The organism is Eisenbergiella tayi (genome assembly GCF_001881565.1).
GTDB lineage: Bacteria > Bacillota > Clostridia > Lachnospirales > Lachnospiraceae > Eisenbergiella > Eisenbergiella tayi.
On record NZ_MPDJ01000003.1, the window covers coordinates 442,805 to 464,649 of the forward strand.

At 46.4% G+C, this 21,845-nt stretch carries 20 protein-coding genes; 17 read left to right on the forward strand and 3 right to left on the reverse strand.

The genetic code is table 11. From position 1 onward, the window contains the following. Position 1: 1 nt before the first annotated feature. The 4 genes from BLA28_RS13205 (at position 2) to BLA28_RS13220 (ending at position 6,244) form a co-directional block, all read left to right on the forward strand. Positions 2-1,762: a methyl-accepting chemotaxis protein gene (locus BLA28_RS13205; RefSeq protein WP_081330201.1), complete on the forward strand. Its 1,761-nt coding sequence runs from the start codon at positions 2-4 to the stop codon at positions 1,760-1,762. Positions 1,763-1,948: 186 nt separating this feature from the next. Further along, positions 1,949-2,656 carry a hypothetical protein gene (locus BLA28_RS13210; protein ID WP_069159094.1) on the forward strand — a complete coding sequence of 236 codons (708 nt, stop codon included), beginning with the start codon at positions 1,949-1,951 and terminating at the stop codon, positions 2,654-2,656. Then, on the forward strand, positions 2,653-4,302 hold the full coding sequence (locus BLA28_RS13215; protein ID WP_069159095.1) for a kinetochore Spc7 family protein: 1,650 nt from the start codon (positions 2,653-2,655) through the stop codon (positions 4,300-4,302). The genes BLA28_RS13210 and BLA28_RS13215 overlap by 4 nt, the downstream gene beginning before the upstream one ends. A gap of 295 nt (positions 4,303-4,597) precedes the next feature. Beyond that, positions 4,598-6,244, forward strand: a complete 1,647-nt coding sequence (locus tag BLA28_RS13220; protein WP_069159096.1) for a flagellin N-terminal helical domain-containing protein — start codon at positions 4,598-4,600, stop codon at positions 6,242-6,244. Between the two features lie 326 nt (positions 6,245-6,570). Here the strand turns inward: BLA28_RS13220 and BLA28_RS13225 are convergent, their stop codons facing one another. Genes BLA28_RS13225 through BLA28_RS13235 form a run of 3 tightly spaced genes read right to left on the reverse strand, consistent with a single transcriptional unit; the run spans position 6,571 to position 8,898 of the window. Next, positions 6,571-7,548: a hypothetical protein gene (locus tag BLA28_RS13225; protein ID WP_069159097.1), complete on the reverse strand. Its 978-nt coding sequence runs from the start codon at positions 7,546-7,548 to the stop codon at positions 6,571-6,573. A gap of 2 nt (positions 7,549-7,550) precedes the next feature. After that, positions 7,551-8,051: a bactofilin family protein gene (locus BLA28_RS13230; RefSeq protein WP_009250578.1), complete on the reverse strand. Its 501-nt coding sequence runs from the start codon at positions 8,049-8,051 to the stop codon at positions 7,551-7,553. A gap of 55 nt (positions 8,052-8,106) precedes the next feature. Further along, positions 8,107-8,898, reverse strand: coding sequence for a M23 family metallopeptidase (locus BLA28_RS13235; RefSeq protein WP_069159098.1), 792 nt, complete (start codon positions 8,896-8,898; stop codon positions 8,107-8,109). Between the two features lie 183 nt (positions 8,899-9,081). Between BLA28_RS13235 and BLA28_RS13240 the strand changes: the two genes are divergently transcribed. The 13 genes from BLA28_RS13240 (at position 9,082) to BLA28_RS13300 (ending at position 21,778) form a co-directional block, all read left to right on the forward strand. Then, entirely contained in the window at positions 9,082-10,017 is a 936-nt protein-coding gene (locus BLA28_RS13240) for a hypothetical protein (RefSeq protein WP_069159099.1), read from the forward strand. Between the two features lie 41 nt (positions 10,018-10,058). Continuing rightward, positions 10,059-11,990: a cell division protein FtsA gene (locus BLA28_RS13245; protein ID WP_069159168.1), complete on the forward strand. Its 1,932-nt coding sequence runs from the start codon at positions 10,059-10,061 to the stop codon at positions 11,988-11,990. 60 nt (positions 11,991-12,050) lie between these two features. Next, complete coding sequence (flgB, locus tag BLA28_RS13250; RefSeq protein WP_069159100.1) at positions 12,051-12,434, forward strand: flagellar basal body rod protein FlgB; 384 nt, start codon at positions 12,051-12,053, stop codon at positions 12,432-12,434. Positions 12,435-12,636: 202 nt separating this feature from the next. After that, positions 12,637-13,482, forward strand: coding sequence for a tyrosine-type recombinase/integrase (locus BLA28_RS13255; protein ID WP_069159101.1), 846 nt, complete (start codon positions 12,637-12,639; stop codon positions 13,480-13,482). Positions 13,483-13,891: 409 nt separating this feature from the next. Further along, positions 13,892-14,206, forward strand: coding sequence for a flagellar hook-basal body complex protein FliE (locus BLA28_RS13260; protein ID WP_069159102.1), 315 nt, complete (start codon positions 13,892-13,894; stop codon positions 14,204-14,206). Positions 14,207-14,252: 46 nt separating this feature from the next. Then, on the forward strand, positions 14,253-15,854 hold the full coding sequence (fliF, locus tag BLA28_RS13265) for a flagellar basal-body MS-ring/collar protein FliF (RefSeq protein WP_069159103.1): 1,602 nt from the start codon (positions 14,253-14,255) through the stop codon (positions 15,852-15,854). After that, positions 15,844-16,860, forward strand: coding sequence for a flagellar motor switch protein FliG (gene fliG, locus BLA28_RS13270; RefSeq protein WP_069159104.1), 1,017 nt, complete (start codon positions 15,844-15,846; stop codon positions 16,858-16,860). The genes fliF and fliG overlap by 11 nt, the downstream gene beginning before the upstream one ends. Then, positions 16,844-17,617, forward strand: a complete 774-nt coding sequence (locus BLA28_RS13275; protein WP_069159105.1) for a FliH/SctL family protein — start codon at positions 16,844-16,846, stop codon at positions 17,615-17,617. Before fliG ends, BLA28_RS13275 begins: the two co-directional genes overlap by 17 nt. 20 nt (positions 17,618-17,637) lie before the next feature. Continuing rightward, the gene (locus BLA28_RS13280; RefSeq protein ID WP_044972803.1) at positions 17,638-18,963 is read left to right on the forward strand and encodes a FliI/YscN family ATPase; all 1,326 of its coding nucleotides are present in this window, start codon (positions 17,638-17,640) and stop codon (positions 18,961-18,963) included. 41 nt (positions 18,964-19,004) lie between these two features. Next, complete coding sequence (fliJ, locus tag BLA28_RS13285; RefSeq protein ID WP_069159106.1) at positions 19,005-19,472, forward strand: flagellar export protein FliJ; 468 nt, start codon at positions 19,005-19,007, stop codon at positions 19,470-19,472. 63 nt (positions 19,473-19,535) lie between these two features. Further along, positions 19,536-20,693 carry a flagellar hook-length control protein FliK gene (locus BLA28_RS13290; RefSeq protein ID WP_069159107.1) on the forward strand — a complete coding sequence of 386 codons (1,158 nt, stop codon included), beginning with the start codon at positions 19,536-19,538 and terminating at the stop codon, positions 20,691-20,693. Positions 20,694-20,733: 40 nt separating this feature from the next. After that, complete coding sequence (locus BLA28_RS13295; protein WP_069159108.1) at positions 20,734-21,390, forward strand: flagellar hook assembly protein FlgD; 657 nt, start codon at positions 20,734-20,736, stop codon at positions 21,388-21,390. 10 nt (positions 21,391-21,400) lie between these two features. Further along, the gene (locus BLA28_RS13300; RefSeq protein WP_081330204.1) at positions 21,401-21,778 is read left to right on the forward strand and encodes a TIGR02530 family flagellar biosynthesis protein; all 378 of its coding nucleotides are present in this window, start codon (positions 21,401-21,403) and stop codon (positions 21,776-21,778) included. Positions 21,779-21,845 lie beyond the last annotated feature (67 nt).

The window sequence follows — 21,845 nt, forward strand, 5'->3', positions numbered from 1 at the left end:
GATGATTAAGAACCTGAAAATAAGAGTGAAATTAATGGTTGCTTTCGCGATTGTGGTGACCTTATGTACGGCGATGATGATTTACACCATGTCAAAGATGGAGAAGGTAGGGAAACTGACTGATCAGCTGTATCAAAGCCCGTTTACCGTCAGCACGCAAAGCAGCATGATGCAGGCGCAGCTGCAGAGAATGGGACGCGGCATGGTTGAGATGTGTCTGTATGAAGATTCCACCTATTTTGATGATGTAATGGAAGCCGGCGATATAATCGCAAAAAGCCTGCCTGTTATCCAGGAGCGTTTTTTGGGAGAGCAGCAGATGATAGGGAAAGTATCCCAGGATCTGGAGAAGCTGGAGGCTCTGTCGAAGGAGATCAATCAGCTCATTTTGAACGGAAGAGCCAATGATGCGCAGCAGAAGCTGATGGCGGAATACAAACCTATTTTTGAGTCAACGCTGGACGATGCGCAGAAGATTGTGGATAATTCAATGAACAGGGCGCTGGAATTCAATAATAATGCCAGCGCAACCCTGAAAAGCTCAAGCAACCTGGCGCTTATCCTGATGATTATACTGGATATCCTGTGTGTGGTGATTGCTATTACGCTTTCCAGAGCGATCTGCCGACCGGTTCTGCAGATCAGGGATGCCGCAAGTAAGCTTGCAGCTGGCTCTCTGGATATCAAGGTGGACTATTATTCCAAGGATGAGCTGGGTATTCTGGCGGAAGCCTTCCGGGAAATGAGCGCTTACATAAAAGCGGTTATCAAAGATGTTGATATGCAGCTGGGCGCAATCGGCAAGGGTGATTTTACAGTTATGCCTCAGGCGGATTATGTGGGCGACTATATTCCTATTAAAGAAGCGATTATAAGCATTACAGACAATCTGTCAAGGACGCTGAACCAAATCAATCAGTCATCCAGCCAGGTATCGGCAGGAAGCGAGCAGGTTTCTTCAGGCGCTCAGGCACTTTCCCAGGGAGCTACCGAACAGGCCAGCTCCGTGGAAGAACTGGCAGCTACGATTAATGAAATATCCACCCAGATCAGGGAAAGCTCTGAAAATGCCCGTCACGGCAATGAACTGGCGGAGGATGCCGGTGTGAAGATTGAAGAAGGCAATCATCAGATGCAGGAAATGATTGATGCCATGGGTGAAATCAGCGAAAAATCTGGCCAGATCAGTAAAATTATCAAAACGATTGAAGATATTGCATTCCAGACCAATATTCTTGCACTGAATGCTGCCGTTGAAGCGGCCCGTGCCGGTGTGGCAGGCAAAGGCTTTGCTGTTGTGGCGGATGAGGTGCGTAACCTTGCCAGTAAGTCAGCAGAGGCATCAAAGAGTACGGCAGCGCTGATAGAAGGTTCTATCCATGCGGTGGAGAGGGGAACCAAGCTGGCGGATGCTACGGCACATACGCTGACGGAAATCGTGGATAATGCGAAGAAGGTAGTGGTGGTTGTGGATAATATTTCACAGGCAGCCAGCGAACAGGCATCTGCTATTGCCCAGGTTACACAGGGAATTGATCAGATTTCCAGCGTTGTCCAGACTAATTCGGCTACTGCTGAGGAAAGTGCCGCTGCTAGTGAAGAGCTTTCCGGACAGGCACAGATGCTGAAGAATCTGGTGAGCCAGTTCAGGCTGAAGCAGCTGGGCGGAGAGTCCTATGCAATGGAAAATGAGTTATACGACAGCCCGATCAATGATTACAGCAGTCAGCAGACAGCATCCTATTATGATTCCAAATATTGATTTTCTTAGTTAATAGCTGATATATGAACAGTAAACCGCGTTCTCTGCAGAGGGAACGCGGTATTTTTATGTCCAAAAAGCGAAGATTCATTCATCGCGCACGCAGGAAAAAGTGTATAAATCTGTCATAATTTCCCGGAGTAAGCATATATTTATATTATATTGACACGAAAGGAGAGGTTCAGAATGAAAAAAGATGATAACAAGAAAAGCAGAATGGGACAGGCTATGGGGATTCTGCATATTACAGGGTATATCGTGGCGGCTGCAGCCGTTATGGTATTTCTTACAATCCTTTGCTATGCCTTTGTCAAAGATGAAAATCTGATAGGGGAAAGCGCGGAAAGCAGGCTGCAGCTCATGCTGTATGCATTCGGATGGCTGTTGGTCCTGCTGACGATAATATTGTGCGGAACGTGGATCCTGCTCACTTTTATGAGGGCTTTTATGGATGTGATAGGTTCGGTATTTGATGAAAACAGGAAGATAGATGTGAGGAATCCGTCTTTTCTGAAGATGCTGAGTATCTTTTTGTTTATCCTGATTGCCGCATATCTGGTGCTTCCCGGAGAAAGGTTCGACGGGTGGCTGGCCCTGTTTGAAAACGCGGGAGGCCTGACAGTGCCGCTTCTGGCAGCCGCAGCACTGGCGGCAGGCTATGTGGGGGTACATGTGATATACAAGCTGCTGGAGGCCTTTATCAATAAGGAAAGCGGGCTGAAAAAATATATGGACCGGGTAGCCCGCATAATAATGGGAATGGCCGGGGATTTGCTTCTGTGTCTGCTGCAGTTCGTAAAGTTTGTGCCGGAATTTATGAACTGGGGATATGATTTAATCCGTGCGGATGATGAGGATGAAATGGATGAGGAGATACAGGAGGAACTGGGATGAACCGGATAAAGAAAAAAGAAACGGAATTCTGGAATTTTATTAATATATGTTCTGTCTTTCTGGCTTTTATTTCCCTGTATACTACGGCAGAAGGCATGAACCGCTTCTTTTTCAGGGAGGACAGGATCCATGGCTATCTGATATCCCTGGCGGTTCAGGGGATACTGCTTTCCCTGAATCTCCGGCTGCCCAGATATCTGATGGGAAAAGCCCTGCCCGCAAAGGCCTGTGCCATAGGGCTGTATGTTTTCACTGTTTTGTGGTCTTCCGGCTTCAGCTACATATTTATGTCCAATGTTATTTATCAGGATACCTGGATGAAGGATGCCCAGATAGAGATGACAGGACTTTATCAGGAAGGAAAACAGAAACTTACGGTACAGGCGGGAGAAGCCATGGAAAAGGCTGTTGGGGAGGTCCTTGGGGATGTAACCGCTTTTAAAAGCAGGGCGGTACAAAATGACGGGACAGTCCTGACTGCGGGTACTTCGGTGGAGTATCAGAATTATCTTCCTCTGTTTGCGGAGGATCCCCGTATGCTGCAGGCCATTTATGCCCTGCAGGAAGGAAAAAGCGCATCCGGGGAGGTCTCCGTCATTCTGGATACGCTAAAAGAAAAAGAAGAGACCTTGAGCGGGGAACTGGAGGCGGTTACGCAGAAGCTGGAGGAAACGGACAGCAAGCTCTTCCAGCTGGATCAGCAGAGGACGGAGCTGATTGATAAACGGACGAAGGTTGCCGCAGGTTCGGATGCCCATAGCAGCTATACCGACTCCATCAATGAGAAAACGGAAAGCATTCGTTCCCTGAAGGATGAAAAAGAAAATGATGCGAAGGAAGCGCAGGAAATCCGGGACAGGCTCCGTGCGGTGCAGTCCATGCTGTCCGCCGGACAGCTGACACAAAACAGTGCGTCCGGGCAGACGGATCAGGACTTTGCGGGAATAATGGCCCAGCTGGGGAGTTCGGAACCGGATCTCGAGGAAATAGGGCGGATGACCGATAATATTTATGCCACCCTCGTTGGCGGGACGCAGGCAGGCCAGAACATGGAAGAATATGAACAGCTTCTGGAAGACTATCTGAAGCTGCGGTCAGATTTGGGAACAGCCTCGGATATCAGAGGCGTTATCGCCTGGCTGGAAGAGGAAGATACTGTTGCGGAAGAAACAGAGAGGCTTGTTAAAATGGACGGCGGCGAGGAAGGGCTGAATCTGTGGAGAGACACCTGGAACCAGGCTCTGACAGGGCTGAAAAGCCAGGTACTGCTCATCCCTGAGGATATAGACGTAACGGATATGGTACAGACAGGGAAAAAGGCGGAACAATGGAAGAAGGAGAGGGAAAAGCTTCTGGGGGGCATTACGGGGATGCAGAGAAATTACCTGCTGGAATTAAATGATGTGGAAAAGGCCGGTAACTATCTGTTCGGAAGATTTCCGGCCATGGCATGGTTTTCTTTGTTGTTTGCCGTTTATCTGGATACCGCGCCCATGCTTCTTGCAGTGTTCAAGTATTGCAGTGCAAAGAGGGTAAAAGAAGACGGGAAAGAGAAAACGAAGAGCATGGTTTTCAGGACGGCCGTCGGAGCCGGCTGTATGGCATTTGTGATACTTAATTCCATCATTCTTATGAGATTTTTCTGACTGACATAACGGCGGAAATACACAGAAAACGCGGGGAAATGCCCCGCGTTTTTTGTGCTGCGGTGACCTTCAAAAAAAATCTTATTTTTTTTTCTAAAAATACTAAAAAAACTTAATTAATTAAAAATCATGACGATATAGTATTTGAACACAGTTGGATGAACTTGTTCCCAAGTGTTTAACTGGCAATGGCGCGCCAAAGAAGTTCATTGTTTCAGGTGGAAACTATTGTTTCACACCACACTAATTCTAAGGGAAAAGGATTTCCCTTACATAATTACATGGAGGTATATTTATGAGAATTCAACACAACATCGCAGCATTAAACTCTTACAGAAACCTTAGCGGAAACAACAATGCTGTATCAAAGAACCTTGAAAAACTGTCTTCCGGTTACAGAATCAACCGTGCAGGTGATGATGCCGCTGGTCTGGCTATCTCTGAAAAGATGAGAGCACAGATTACCGGTCTGAAGACAGCACAGAAGAACGCCAACGATGGTATCTCTCTTGTTCAGACAGCAGAAGGCGCTCTTACAGAAGTTCATTCCATGCTGAATCGTATGGTTGAGCTGGCTGACCAGTCTGCAAATGGAACCTATGACAACAAGGTTGACCGTGCAAACCTGCAGAAGGAACTGGATTCCCTGAAATCTGAAATTGACCGTATTTCTGAAGGAACCAACTTCAACGGAATTAACCTGCTGGATGGCTCTCTGAGCGGAACAGGTGCAGGCGGCGGACTGACAGGTGCTCAGGTTGTTACTTATAAGGCTGCTACTGGCAACGCAGATGCTGCCACTGCTACTGCTGACACAACGGGAAACAATGTAAATTGGGCAAATACTGATAAAGTTGTGGTAGATGGTACAGAAATTGAAGTTGATTGGAGTGTTCTTGATGCAGATGACAGAGCACTGCTTGCAAAGGATTGGACTTCAGTAGATGCAGCAGATACTAAAAAAGCAGCGGAAGTTATTCAGAGAACAATAAATGATGCCATTGAAAAATATAATACTCAGTATGGCGCTTCTGTTTCCAGTATTACAGTAAAAGGAAATGGTTCCGGAACATTTGATATTACAAGTGGTCAGAAAGATGGAAATTCTAATGTAACAATAAAGGACAGCAATAACACGGGATTTCTTGGAGTATTAACAGGTATAGACGGAACTGGTAATGATTTTTCCACTGCAGGACCTGTCAGCGCATTGAAGAATGCTGCAGGTGATTATAATGGCAGTTTTACCATGACTATTGATGGGGAAGAAATTGCTATTACAACAGCTGGTGTAGCTACCCCGGCAAATATTGCTTCTTCACTGCAGACAGCGATTAATAATGCTCTTGCTAATTATGATACAGCAAAAGGTACTACCGGTACTGATGAAGCCCTTAATGGAAAAGTTACTGTAAAGTTGAATGCGAACGGTCAGTTGGAATTCAATAATACCACAGGTAAGAAGATTGGTTTCGAAGATAAAGATGGTGGCAATATTGCTTCAACTCTCGGAATTTCCACCGAAGGCAAGAACAGCATGAATGGTGGTCTTACCCTTCAGATCGGTGATACCGCAGCAGATTTCAATCAGCTGACAGTTTCTGTTGGCGATATGAGCTCCAGCTCTCTTGGAATCGGCGGAATCAGCATTGCTACACAGTCCGGAGCAAAAGCGGCTGTAGATAAGATCAAATCCGCTATCAACTCCGTATCTTCCACCCGTGGTGATCTGGGTGCTATCCAGAATCGTCTGGAGCACACCATCAACAACCTGGGTGTAACTACAGAGAACATGACCGCAGCAGAAAGCCGTATCCGTGACGTTGACATGGCTGATGAGATGATGTCTTATACCAAGAATAATATCCTGGTTCAGGCTTCTCAGGCTATGCTTGCTCAGGCTAATCAGCTGCCTCAGGGTGTTCTTCAGTTATTACAGTAATATCAGTCATAATATATTGCATTTTAATCAGTCATAATATATTACATTTATATCAGTCATAATATCAGATTACAGTTTAATCAGTCATAAATTATACGACAGTTTAATCAGTCATAATGATATACCTGTATCATCTGTAAAATTAAGGATGAGCGCTGCCTGGCAACAGGCAAGCAGCTATCACAGGCGTTCCATAGCCAGGCTGGAACGCCTGTTTTAGCGTTTAACGGACTGCAGCATAAAGAGTAAAAGAAGAAAAGGAATACTCCTCCGGACGAATTGTACCGGAGGAGTATTCCTTTTCTTTTCTTCTTATATATGCCGCATTACAGCTTCTGCAGAACAAATTCTATCGTTCCTTCTTCCTCGATCCGGCGTCGGCTGATAATATCGAAACCAAGGATATCTTTCAGGTATTCGATGCCCTGCGGGAATAAAAAAACGTTCGTATCCGCCGATTCCGGAAGGGGAGTGCCCTTCATAACCAGATTCAGAAGGTCAACGCCCAGATTCCTTACTTCAAACCATAAGATACCTGAGTCATCCAGGTAGTATAACGCATTTTCCAATAACTTTTTTAAATCTGCGGAACGGCCGGGATGCTCAATGAGGACGGCCTGAAAGCAGCCCTGTAATTCTTCTGAGAAAGAACGATCCTCCAGCTGTTTCAGGGAGCACCTCTGAATGATATAATTGTTGTCATCCAATGCAGATGTAAAGGCATTGTTATTTTCGCCTGCAAACAGCAGAAAACCGCCTTTCATATGCTCCTTTACCACCTCAGCTATACGGATATATCTGTTGGAGCCTGTATCGGCGTCAGCCGGTACGGGGAAAGGATAGGATGAATTTTTTACCGCATAGCAGTTCAGACAGCCGGGACACTGCATCCACAAACGGGAAACAGAGGCAGAACCATCCGAACCGCCGGTATTACGGTAGAAATAGGCGGTATAAAAGGGATTCCCGGGCTTATCGCAGACAGGACACCTCTGTGACTCGGCAGTCCACAGCATTTGTATGGTTCTGAGGACAGAAGTATGCCAGTGGCTTACGATGGATGCGAAATCCCCGGAATACAGATATAAGTCGTTTTCAACGCAGGATCTGAAAAGCCGGGTCGCCTGTATGGCAGAATAGGCTTTAAAAGATTCCAGACTCGCCTCAAGGGTATTCAGGCCGGTAACAGTATCCTGCTTCAGAAAGTGATCTTCACTGTATTCGTTCAAATGTTCAGCGCTCTCCGCGATAGTTTTGCATAAGGCAAACATCATGGATAAATGCTTTTTCCCTTTAACAGACATTCTTATATCTCCGGTATTTTAGTTTCCATCAAATCTTTCATGCCGGGAAGATCCGGCAGGGTATCCTTTTTTAATTCCTCCACAGCCTTTGTCATGGAACATTTTCCGTCAAAGACAGCGCTTTCATCCATGATCAGGGTTTTCGTCAGAATATCACCATATAATTTGCCGGTGGAAAGGATCTCGGCTTTTCCCCTGACTTTGGCATTTCCGGTGAGTTCACCGCCCAGGGTGAAATTTTCGGCGGAAATGTTCCCCTTAATTAGACCTTTTTCACTGACAACCACTTTGCTGTCAGAGATGACATCTCCTTCAATCACCCCGTCCACACGAAGCAGGGTCTTGCAGTGCAGGGTCCCTAAAATCCGTGTGCCTTCACCGATGATCGTATCAATACGTTCTACCGGCTTGGGGACGGGAACGGGGGCAGGCTCCGGTTCAGCCGCCAGGGAAGGAAATTCTGTTTCCGGTTTCGGTTCATTAGAAGGTTTTCCAAACATCATAATGTATACTCCTTTGCTTAGTTGATTAAAATAAGTTGAAAGGATAAAAAGAAAGCTATCCTTTTATTTCAAGCACATCTTCGGGATCGATATAGTCTCCGTTCCATGTGACACGGAATTCCATATGCGGCTCGCCGTTCTCATTGAGAGCCCCTGTCAGGGCCACCGTTTGTCCCGCGGCAACGGTTTCCCCGGCATTTACCCTGAGCTCCTTGTTGTAACAATAATGGGTAATATAACCGTTTCCATGGTCAATACGCACGGTCAGTCCCGTCTCTTCATCTTCACCGGCAAAAAGTACGGTACCACTTTCCGCAGCTATGACATCCGTATCCTGTTCCGTGCCCAGGTCCAGCCCGTAGGAGTAGGCGCTGCTGCCGTCTGAAGCGGCATAGGGGCCGTAGGTATGCAGGATAACGCAGCTGCTGGTCAATGGATAAATTGCGGTAAAGGATGCGGAAGGAACGGTCTCTTCCTGTACGTCCGAAGCGGTTTCCTCAGTCTCTGCGGCAGATTCTTCCGTGGGTTCGGCACTTCCGTTCTGTGACAGAATGTTTTCTTCCAGCTGTGACAGCTGCTCCAGATTGGAGGTCAGTTCCTTTTGCAGGGCCTTGTTCCTTTCATTTGTAACCCGCAGCTGATTGCCGATAAAAAAATAGCAGAAAGCGGTGACAATAACTGCAGCCCCGAAAAAAATGTGTCTGAATCTGATACGAAACCGGCGGGAAGGTTTTCTGTTCCTCACCGGCTCTGCCGTTCCAGGGGTGATTTCATATGAAATAATTTTCTGGTATTCTTCCAGAGCCTCCCGGCGTTTTTGTTTCCGTTCCTGTTCGAGATCTTCCATGTGAGCAGTCTCCTGTAAAGGCATATATAAGTTAAATATTCTATTATATATCGGCATAAAATGCGGGAAAATAAATGAATAACAGATTTTTTGAAATTACTTATTTTTTATTTGGATCATCCGATATATAAATTACAGTTTCAGGAAAAAATCACACTATAAAAAAGAAGAGAATGATTGCGTATGTTTAAGAATGTTAAGAAAAAAACAGTTGTTATTATGATGGCCATTATCCTGCCCGTTGCGGCAGCGGCATTGGTCTGCACCTTTCTTGTGGTAAAAAAGGACGAGAAGGAAAAGCCGGTGCTTCCGCCGGAATATTATTTTGCCAAGGCGGATGAGCTTTCTTCTGTTACGGATATTGTGGGGGAGAGGAGCTTTGAAGATCTTTCTCCCAGGGAGGAAGCTTCCGGTTCCCCGGATGGGACAGGAGAAACACAGATACAGGAATACTCAGAGGAAGGAAATACGGAAGCAGCGACGGCAGAAGAACCCGGAAACACGGATAAAGAGGGTCTTTCTGTGGAAAAGTACAGATATATTGCCGGTGAGAATACACCCACAGATGTGAAGGAGTATATCGCTTACCTCACGGAGAAAAAGAATTTCATTGATCTGACTCAGGAAGAGGAGGAGGATGAAGAGGAGCCGGAGGAAGAGAAGAAAACTTATACCTATAAGCTTGCGGGACCTTCCCATGATTCCGACGCTTATCTGGAGATTATCATTGAAGCGGAGGATGACAGCTTCACGGTGACGGCCCTTAAGAAAGGGGAAGCCTGGAACAGTTACGTCACACAGCTGTGGGATGAGGAAAAGAAAAAGAACCGGCAGAAAACCCCGGAAGAGCCTAAAAGCACAATGCAGATTGCGGAAGAAAAAGTGCGTTCCATGAGCCAGGAAGCCCTGAAGCTTCAGGAACCGGTGGATACCTATTCCTTTGTATGCACTCCGGGATTAATCAAGCTGGAAGACAAAGATTTCTACAGAGTGTCCGCATATAAAAAGAAGGAAAACGGCACCATGATCTATGAATGCGCTTATCTGGTGGAATGCGCTTCCAGAAAGGTGTCTTATAAATATAATTACGTGACGGAAGAAGCCGAGCTTTTAGAATAAACGGAGAGAAATTCCGCCTTAAATGAGAGGTAATGGAAGGTATGGACAGAGAGGAAGCCGGGAAAAAGGAACTGCCCAAAGAAGCCGTATTTGCTCTGGATATTGGAACGCGGAGTATTATAGGGATGCTGGGCTTTGTGGAAAAGGATAAATTAAGGATTACCGCCGTAGAAAGAGCCGAGCATTCCAAAAGGGCTATGGTGGACGGACAGATCGAAGATATCAGGGAAGTCGCCCGCCTTGCAGGCCAGGTGAAGGAAGCGCTGGAAGAAAAAAGCGGCTACAGGCTGGATCATGTATTTGTGGCGGCCGCAGGACGTGCCCTGAAGACGGAAACTGCCTCCTTTGAAATGGAATTCCCGGGAACGGAACGTATCAGCGAGGAGATAATCAGCCGGCTGGAGGCCGGGGCCGTGAGTGAAGCCCAGAAAAATTTCCTGGAGAGGGAAAATGACCGGGATAAACAGTTTTTTCTGGTAGGCTATACGGTTTCCCAATACTATCTTGATGGCTATCTGATTTCCAGCCTGGTAGATCACAAGGGAAAGAAAATAAAAGCAGATATTGTGGCAACCTTCTTGCCCGGAGAGGTTGTGGAAAGTCTTTACTCAGCCATGAACCAGGCAGGAATGGAAGTGGCGGGCCTGACTCTGGAGCCGATTGCGGCAATAAATGTGGCTATTCCGGAAAAACTGAGGCTGCTGAACCTGGTTATGGTGGATATCGGGGCAGGAACCTCCGATATTGCTGTCTGCCGTGACGGGAAAGTAGTGGGTTATACCATGGCTACGCTTGCGGGTGACGAAATCACGGAAAGCATTATGAAGAAGTGCCTGGTGGATTTTGATACAGCGGAGATGATTAAAATACAGCTGGGAGATAAGAAGGAAGTTGTTTTTACGGATATCCTGGGATTTGAACACAGGGTTCCCACGGAACAGCTCCTGGAAACGCTGGAGGATGCTGTATCAAGGCTTGGCAGGGAGATTGCCGACAGGATACTGGAGGTAAACGGAGGAGCGCCGTCTGCGGTATTCCTGGCGGGAGGCGGAAGCAGGATGAACGGACTGATGGAGCAGATAACAGGCAGCCTCGGCCTGGATGCAGCCCGCGCTTCGGTGGCGGGCCGTTATTTTTCCATACATGCCTTTTCTGATATCTGCAATATAGAGGATCCTGAGTATGCGACACCGCTGGGAATTGCTGTATCCGCAGGGCTGAACCTGATAAATGACAGCTTTTCCGTAATTCTGAACGGAAAGCAGGCCAAGCTGTTCAGCAACGGAACCCTTCATATATCGGATCTGCTTATGATGAATGGTTATACCTATGGGGATTTAATGGGCCGCTCCGGCAAGAGTATTGTGGTTACGGTGGACGGTGTGCGAAGGATTTTTTACGGAACGCCTGCGGAGCCTGCAGTCCTGAAGCTGAATGGGGAAGAGGCGAAGATTTCAGATTTGGTACATGCGGGAGATGATATTTTATTTATCCCGGCCGTCAACGGAACGGATGCACGGGCGACGGCGGCAGACATTTATGACGAAACGGGCAGCGGCCCGGAACATTCCCCAATCATGATAAACGGGGAATATGCCGGGATGGACAGAGTGCTGAACTATGGGGATGAAATCATTACCGTAAATGCCGGGAAGAAAGAAACGCCGGCGGAAGCTGCGGCTGCGGAAGCCCCGGCGGCGGAAACCGTTCCAGAGGAAGAGGAACAGCCGCTTATCCCGGAGCCTGAACAGACAATTCAGTTTCAGCTAAACGGCAAAAATATAAGGCTTCCCGGAAAAACGGACGGCACCCCCTATTATCTTATGGATATGCTTCAGTATTCCGGGCTGGATATGGATAATATAACAGCGCCAGTTGTCCTGGAGGTAAACGGCGTCAGCGCATCCTTCCAAAGGATACTGAAGGAAAATGATATCATAGCTATTTATGAAGAAAAATCAAACAGGCCTTAATCATTTATGAGATCAGCCGATATGTAAAGGTATAGATTCAGCAAGGAGGAATAATAGAATATGAATGGAATATATGGCAACTCACTGTCTCTGATGACCAAAGCACTTGACGGCTTATGGAAACGGCAGGAGGTTATATCCAATAATCTGGCGAATGTGGATACGCCGGGGTATAAATCAAAATATGTAACCTTTGAAGACGCTCTCAGAAAAAGTCTTGAAAATTCTCATACAAATGGCCGTGAAGGTATTCTGAAAGCCATCGAAGTTGCTCCTATTGAGGTAAAAGAAGTGACGGGCCGTACGGAACGTCTTGATGGAAATAATGTGGATGCGACCGACGAAATGGTCGAAATGACACGTGCAACCTACCAATACCAGTATTTACTAAATGCTGTAAACCATGATTTATCAAGGCTTCGCACGGTCATCAAGGGTAACTGATAAAATTTCGCAATAAAAATTATTGTAAAATTTTCAAAAACCTTTACAATAATGTTATATGGTTGTTTAAGGTACAAGCATATTTTTAAATTTTTGGTGAAGAATAAGCAGGGGAAAGTAATTCAATGATACTGAAAAAGAAAGTGACGATGAGGGGTAGAAAGATGAATAAAAAATGATATTGAACTGATTGGAGGTCTACATGAAACCACATAAGCTAACGGATTCAATGATTCAGGACTATGGAAAAAATCTTTTTGAAGAAGAAAAAAGCAAGGCTACTATTGATAAATATTTAAGGGATATCCGGTCTTTTTATGAGAGCCTTCCGGATGATAAGATAGTAGACAAGAACCGTGTGATACATTATAAAATGCAGCTGACCGGAACTTATAAGGCAACAAGCGTAAATTCCATGCTGACTGCAGTAAACGGTATTTTTTCTTATTTAGGATGGACTGAATGCAAAGTTAAGCTTTTAAAGATACAAAAGAGTTCCTTTCGAAACGCTCAGCAGGACATGTCCAGAGATGATTATATAAAGCTGGTGGAAACGGCGAATCAGCAGGGAAAAGTCAGACTTGGGATGATTATCCAGACAATCTGTGCGGCAGGCATCCGGGTGAGTGAATTGAAATATATAACGGTGGAGGCTGTGAAAAGCAGCAGGGCCGTGATAAACAATAAGGGAAAAACCAGAATCATTCTGATTCCTCCGGAACTGCAGAGTGCATTGCTGACATACTGCGAGGAGCAGGAAATCTGCTCGGGAATGATTTTCTCCACACGCAGCGGGAAACCATTGGACAGAAGCAATATATGGCGGGAAATGAAAAATCTCGGCAAAAGCGCCACTGTCATGGACGAAAAAGTATTTCCGCATAATCTGCGTCATTTGTTTGCTGTAACCTATTACAAAAAAGAGAAAAATGTTGTTTATCTTTCCGATGTACTGGGACACAGCAGCGTGGAAACAACAAGGATTTATACGAGTGTGGATGAAGCCGAACATTACAAACATTTAACCGGTCTGGGTCTTGTCTTATAACTATTTCGAGGTAAAAAAAACAACATAATATGAATTATGTTGTAGATAAATTCTTTTCATCTATTAATTTGCGTTTTCTTTTTTTAAATTCTTTTATATTATAAAGGCATATTCAAAAAAATGCAACACTAATACAAAAAATCGACATATTTTTCTCTGTTCAGTATGCAAATGCGTAAATTTCTCTTCCCTTTTTAATGCTTATTCTTTAAATGGTACATAAATTTAACTATAAAAAGTTTATGTGTTACACCGAGCCAAAAATTTAACTCTTCATTTAGTGTTGCCATAAGCAAAAAACCCGTCCTTTTTCAGGACGGGTTTTTTTTGGAATTTTATGTACGAAAAAAAACAACATAATTCATATTATGTTGTTTTGCGTGTTTAGAACAAATAATGGAGGGGTAATATGGATAATTTTTTTATTGTTCCCATGAATCCGGTAAGCTTTCAGAATGACTTTGATTTGTCGAAAAATGAGAAAATCCTGGGGAGCAGCGGCACAGATATGTTCAGGGATATATTCCAGAGCATGATATCAGACGCGGCGGCAGCTGATACGGAGTACGAAAAGCAGAAATATCTTCTTGCCACAGGACAGATTGAGGACGCCCATTCGGTTACGATAGCCGGTTCCTATGCACAGCTGACGGTGGATATGCTTGTTTCCTTAAGAAATAAGGCGATGGAATCTTACAATGAGCTGATGCGTATGAACGTTTAAGCTGCAGTTTGTAAAAAATGAGAACAGAGAAACGGAACATAAAACCATGAATGTAAAAGAAATTATACCAAAGATTAAAGAGGCAGCCGCGAAAGTAAGCACAAAAAGCAGAAGAGCCATTCTTATAGGTGGAGCCGCAGTACTTGTTTTCGCGGTGGTTTTTGCTGTTCTGATTAACCGTAAGGATTATACGGTACTGTACTCTGCGGTAAATGCAGAGGAGGCGACTGAAATTGTATCAAAACTTCAGGAGTCGGGAGTCGCCTATCAATATAAAGATAATGGCGATGTTCTCGTGGATAAGAAGCAGGTGGATAAGGTCAGGGCACAGCTCGCGCAGGAGGGGTATCCCAAGAGCGGCTTCTCTTACGGCATTTTTATCGACAATGCGGGCGGCATGACTACGGATTCGGATAAGCAGACATATAAGCTTTATGATCTGCAGAACCGCATCGGAGCGACGATAGGCCTGTTTGACGGAGTGAAGGATGCCAAGGTGACCATCGCCCTGGGAGAAAAACAGAGATATGTCCTGCAGGAGGATTCCGATAATGGTTCCAGCGCTTCCGTTGTGGTGATTATGAAGGACGGAGGTTCCCCCACAAGTGAACAGGCAGCTGCCATACAGCGGCTGGTAGCCGGCAGCGTGGCAGGAATGGATATGGATAAAGTTTCTGTGTTTGACGGCAACGGGCTGGAGATAACCTCTTCCCTGCAGAAGGCAGAAGGCGAAGAGAACGGCAGCGGGGAAGAACTGGCACGGATCGTAGAAGGACAGATTACCGGAAAAGTGATGAATCTTCTGGGGGCCGTTTATGGCCCGGAAAATGTCAGGGTTTCCGTAAAGTGCAGGATTAATATGGAAAAGCTGATCCGGGAGACATTGACCTACAGCACTCCGGATAAAATCGATGAAACGGATAAAACGGGTATTGTTTCCAAAGAAAATGTCAGCGAGCAGACGAGCGACGGTGTTGCCGGAGTCGGAGGCGTTGCGGGAGCTGAGACGAATGCGGATGTTACCCAGTATGCAGGAAATACAGGCACGGCAGGTACGAACAGCTATTACAGCTCCGAGGCAACCCGGGAATATGTGATTAACCAGGTGAAGGAACAGGGACAGGTACCTGCGGGAGCGGTAGAGGATCTTACGATTTCCGTTGCGGTTAACGGCAAGGATCTCGGCGATCTGACAATGAACCAGCTGAAGGCGTTGATTGGCAATGCGGCCGGCATCGCCGCCGAAGCACAGAACGAGAAAATAGCGGTAGTCAGCGCTCCTTTCTACAGAGGCGAGGGCGGTTCCATGCAGACAGTGAATCCGCTGGAAAGCCTGATGGAGGAATTGAGCCGGAATCCGTTCATCCTGCTGATTGCAGCCGGGATCATTCTGATTATCATCCTGCTGGTTGTTCTGATTCTTGTCATCAGATGGCGCAGGAAAAAGAAACGGAAAAAAGCCGCGAATATACAGGAAATACCGGTTGTGGCTGTTATGCCGGACAACAATCCTGAAATTACCAAAATTCAAAATGAGAAGGCTCAGGGCCTGCGTGAGGATATCAGGGATTTCACAGATCAGAATCCTGAAATATCCGCACAGCTGCTGAAAAGCTGGCTGAATGGAGGTGGAGAGAATGGCGGCTGAGAGCACAAAAAAATTAACATCTGAACAAAAGGCCGCAGCTGTTATTGTGGCGCTCGGGGCGGATAAAGCTTCTAAGGTATATAAATATCTCGGTGAGGAAGAAGTGGAAAAGCTCACCGTTGAGGTAGCTAAGCTCGGACATCTGGATGCGGATCAATCAGATGCCGCCCTGGATGATTTCTATAAAACATGTCTGACACAGAAGGTAGTTACGGACGGCGGACTGGAATATGCCCGTTCCGTATTGGAAAAGGCCTATGGTGAAGCCACTGCAAATGAGCTGCTGTCAAAGGTGACCAAGTACCTGAAAAACCGTTCCTTTGAATTTATAAGGAAAACGGACAGCAAGAACCTGTACTCCATGCTCCAGCATGAACGGCCGCAGACGATAGCGCTGATATTATCCTATACGGATTCCGAACAGGCGGCGCAGGTAATCGCAGAACTGCCGGAAGATAAGAAGATACCGGTTGTGGAATGCATAGCCCGTATGGAAAGCGCTTCTCCGGAAGCTATCAAGCTGGTGGAATCACAGCTCCGCCATAAGTTCGATAATATTCTGACCACGGATTACACCGTGATCGGCGGTGTGGATTACATTGCGGATGTAATGAACCATATGGACAGAAGCAACGAAAAAGCCATTTTCGACGAAATGGGAAAAGACGATCCGGAGCTTGCAGATACCATCCGGAAGAAGATGTTCGTTTTCGAGGATATCCTCACCATGGACGAACGGTCTATACAGCGTTTTATCCGCGACTGCGATATGAAGGATATCGTTTATGCTCTTAAGAACGCCACTGAGGAGATGTCGGATCTGTTCTACAGGAACATGTCTTCCCGTATGGCAGAGACAATACAGTCCGATCTGGAAATTACAGTTAATGTAAGGCTCCGCGATATAGAAGAGGCGCAGCAGCATATCGTAAATACGATAAGGCGTCTTGAGGAAGCGGGCGAACTGATTATAAATAAGGGTGGTAAGGATGATATCGTTGTTTAACAGTATCAATACGGAAAAAGAAGAATCGAATATCAGGATCTTTGACTCCTATCAGGATTTTCTCGCCGCGGATCCGGTTCCGGAGCTTGAGGAGGCGCCGGAGAGCGGGGAGGAAAAGGAGGATGAAGCGGAAAGCTGGGGAGCCCTGTTTAACATGGAGTATCAGCGTAAGATCCAGCAGGCCGAAGATTTGCTGAATGCGGCCCGGGAAGAAGCGGAGGTCATCCGCGGGGAAGCCTTTGAAAAAGGGGAAAAAGAAGGCTATGACGCGGGTTACGAAGCAGGAAGACAGCAGGCTTACGATGATTATATGGCAACCTATGACAAGGAATTGAACAGCCTGAAGCAGGAGATCGTCACCCTGGTTCAGGATATGGGAAATAAAAAGGATAAGGTCCTGGAGAAATACATTGATGATCTTAAGGACATATCGCTGGCTGTGGCTGAGAAAATAATACACACAAGCCTGAAATCCAGCAGCGAGATCATTAAACGGATGATCATTTCCAGTACGGAAAAACTGAAAAAAACATCCTGGGTAAAGATTTATATCGGTAAGGAAGAGCCCGGAATCAATATTCAGGGAGATGCGGAACTGATCCATGAGCTGTCTAAGCTGTCCGAAAATGTGAAGATTGTGGTCATGGAAGAAGAATCAGGAACCTGTATCGTTGAGCTTCCGAATGAAATTATCGATGTGAGCGCCGGAACACAGCTGGAGAACATCAGGGGAATTCTGGAGAACGCGCGTCTTTAACAGGAAAGCAGGGAGGAAATATGCTGAAAAAACTGCCCGGGCTGATAACGAGTTCAGAAACAGTCAGCCATATCGGAAAAATCGAAAATATAGTGGGTATGGCAATGGAAGCCTCCGGAGGTGCGGGGAGTATAGGCGATATCGTTATGATTTATAACGAGGATTTAAAGAAACAGGTTCCGGCCGAGGTGGTAGGTTTTCACGAAGATATGCTTCAGCTGATGGCTTATGACGACATGAGCGGAATCGGGGCCGGAAGCTTTGTGAGAAATACAAGGAAAAGGCTTAAGATCCCGGTGGGGGAAGCCCTTCGGGGGAGAGTGATAGATTCCATGGGCCAGCCCATGGATGACAAAGGGCCTATTGAGTCTTCCAGATACTACTATGTGGAAAGTCCGAAGATCAATCCGCTCAGCAGGCCGAGAATCGATGAAAAGCTGGATTTCGGCATTAAGGCAATTGATGGGCTCAATACGATCGGAAAGGGACAGAGAATTGGCATCTTTGCAGGCAGCGGTGTGGGAAAGAGTACGCTTCTGGGTATGATAGCCAAGAATGTCAAGACAGACATTAATGTAATTGCCCTTGTGGGAGAGCGAGGCAGGGAGGTTCGGGAGTTTATAGAGAAGGATCTGGGAGAGGAAGGTATGCGGCGTACCGTACTGGTGGTTGCAACCTCAGACCAGCCGGCCATGCTGCGTATGAAATGCCCGCTGGTGGCGACAACCATTGCGGAATATTTCAAGGATCAGGGGAAGGATGTGCTTCTCATGATGGATTCCCTTACCAGATTCGCAATGGCACAGCGTGAAATCGGGCTTGCCACAGGAGAGCCGCCTGTGGCGAGAGGCTACACGCCGTCCATCTATGCAGAATTCCCCAAGCTGCTTGAACGCAGCGGAAATTTTGAAAATGGTTCTATCACCGGTGTATATACGGTCCTGGTGGAAGGCGATGATACGAATGAACCGGTTGCAGATACGGTGAGAGGTATCCTGGACGGACATATTGTACTGACAAGAAAGCTTGCCAATGAAGGCCACTTCCCGGCAATCGATATCGGCGCCAGTATATCCCGTCTTATGACGAGCATTGTGTCCAGGGAACATCAGGATGCGGCTTCCGGTATCCGGAATATACTGAGCATTTATATGCAGAATGAGGATTTGGTTTCTATCGGCGCCTACAAAGCGGGAACCAATCCCAAGCTTGATTATGCCATCTCCAAAATAAACCAGGTAAATGATTTTCTGATGCAGAAAGTGGATGAAAAGTTTACATACGAAGAAATCATTGCGGAGATGGAACGTATTTTGGCTAAGCCGAAGGATGCAAAAGAAAAATAAAGGGAGAATGTACAATCCCAAAATGAGAGGCAGGACTGAATATGAAAAAGTTTGCTTTTGCTTTGGATAAAGTACTGGATTACAAAGGCCAGGTGGAGAACAGTCTCCGGAGTGAATACGCACAGAAGATGGCAAAGGTAAAAAAACAGGAGGTATACATAGACAGCCTGATTTCACAGTTCGCAGGCTGCAGGAACGAATTCGAGGCGAGAAAGAAGCAGGGCTGTACGGTTAATCTCATGGTTTCCTATGACGGATATCTTAACAGCCTGAGAAAACAGATAGAAAAAGAAAAACAGGTTTTGACAGAACTGAGAATAGACGCAGAGAAAAAAAGAGAAGAAATGGTTGCGGCCAAGGTGGAGACTTCATCCTTTGAGAAGCTGAAAGAAAAGAAACAGCTGGAATACGATAAGGAAGCGGCGAAAAAGGAAGAACAGTTCATAGATGAATTCGTATCCAATACAGCCAATTCCGCCAGGAGAGAAGCGCTGGCTGCATCGGTATAAAACAGGGGTAATCCTGCTTATGCAGATTACTGATAGATATTCTGGAAGAAAGGAGGAGAGAAAATGGTCAGTGATGTCAGTGCAATGATGAATACCGTGAGCCAGACTTCAAACCGGCCGTCATCTGAACGCCCGCAGCAGACAGACAGTTATCATGACATGATGAAAAATATGCTGAAGGAACAGAAGCGGATAAAGGAAGAAAAGAAGCCGGGTTCAGACAGTGACAGCACGAAGGTGAATGCAAAGGAAAAACCGGATAAAGACGAAGAAGGAAAGAAACCTGCAGAGACAGACGGCAGTGCTGTATTTCTGCCGCCGGGAAATGGTGAATTCCAATCTGTTCTCTGGATGCAGCAGCCTGCGGCAATGGGAGATGCGGTTCCTGAAACCGGGCTTCAGCCTGGTGACGAAGGAAAGGTTGCAGCGGTTATGGCTGAAATGCAGACGGAAACCGTAGAGGAAGCTGCAGACGGCCCTATGGTTGACAGCCCGACTGAAAAGCCGGAAGGAAAAGAATTTTTATCGGAACCGGCCTTTACGGTGCCGGAGAAGGAAATCCCGGAAGAAACCAGTGCGGCGGTTCCTGTGCCGGTACAGACTTCCGAAGGGAAGGAAGAAATGGTTTCAGACCTGCGGACAGCTGTAAATATGCAGACTGAGCCGGAGAATGTTTCAGAAAATGAAAATATTTCCGAAAAGCGGGCTGATGAAAACGCGCAGCTGTATGCGCAGACAGATGTGAAAGCAGCAGATGACCGGATCGTACAGCAGAGCCAGCAGACGGAAGTTCCTGTCACGCAGGAAACGCCCGAAAGTCCGGAAGAGATGTTTCAGACGCTGCCGAAGGAGATCTTCACCCGTATATCTGCCGGTGAAAAAGAATTTACCGTACAGCTGGAACCGGAAAATCTGGGTAAGTTGATGATTAAAGCTTCTTATGCAGACGGCAAAGCAAGTATATCCATTATCTGCACCAATGAAAAGACAATGGAGCTTCTTTCCGGGCATGCCAGAGAAATCGGCGGCATTATGGAAAGCAATCTGGGAACACCCACTACGGTGCTGCTGGATAAAACGGAGCCGGATTACTTGGAACAGGGACAGGACGGACAAAACGGCCGGCAGGAAAATGCAAGGGACGACGAAGGCAGAGATAAGAAAGAACAGAAGAAAAATGGCCTGGATTTCCTGCATCAGCTCAGGTTGGGATTGGTCTGACAAGAAAACGGCAGCACAGATATAAAAAGGAGAATGAAAGATGCCGGATATACAATTTCGTACGTATGAATCCCAGGATACGTCATTAAACCGGACATCGTCAAAAGCGGCGTCGGGAAATATGGGACTTTCCATCGATGATTTTTATAAGATACTGGCAGCCCAGTTAAGATATCAGGATGCCGATAATCCGATGGATACAAGTGAAATGATGTCTCAGATGGTGCAGACACAGATGATTGCAACCATTAATCAGATGAATCAGATTTCGGTTATAACCTATGCGTCTTCCATGATTGGGAAAGAAGTGACGATAGGGCTTCGGGATGCACAGGGCTGGCCCACTGGTGAAACAACAACAGGAACGGTGACAGGCGCTTATATTTTCGGAGATGATCCGGTCATTGTTGTAGACGGAGTCGGTTATTCCGTTTCTCAGGTGGTTATGCTTGGAAACGCGAAGACGGAAGCACCGGAAGATCCAGGCGATGGCGATGGTGATGGCCCTGATGTGCCAGGCACTGAGGGCGGTGATGGCGATAATAGCGGAACACCGCCGGTAGACGGTTCAGGAGATGGGAATGGCGCACCTCCGGTAGATGGCGCAGGAGATGGGAATGAAGCACCTCCGGTAGACGGTGGAGGAGATGGAAATACAGACCCGTCAACAGGAAATGAAGGAAATAGCGAACCATAGGAGTGGTGAGATGGATGGATTACATACAGTTTCCGGTATAGGGGAACTGCGGCTTAAGCATGATGCACAGCTGGTACAAAAGGATCCGTCTTCTTCCTTCGCGGATATGCTGAGGGATAAGCTGAACCAGGAAGGATCCGTCAGATTTTCCAGACATGCGGCGGAAAGAATTGCGCAGAGGGGAGCTGATATTTCGGAGGGACTTCTTGAAAACCTGAATAAAGCTGTGGAGACAGCGAGGGATAAAGGAGCCAGGGATACCGTAATTATCAGCAGGGATGATGTGTTTATCGTGAACATTCCCCATAATGTCGTAGTGACGATGGTGCCCTATCAGGAAATGAAAGAGAACATTTTTACAAATATTGACAGCGCTGTTTTAATTTAACGGGACCGGTTGCGGAGGTTAATCCGGATATCGGAAGTATATCCGGAATACAGCAGCTGTATTCAGT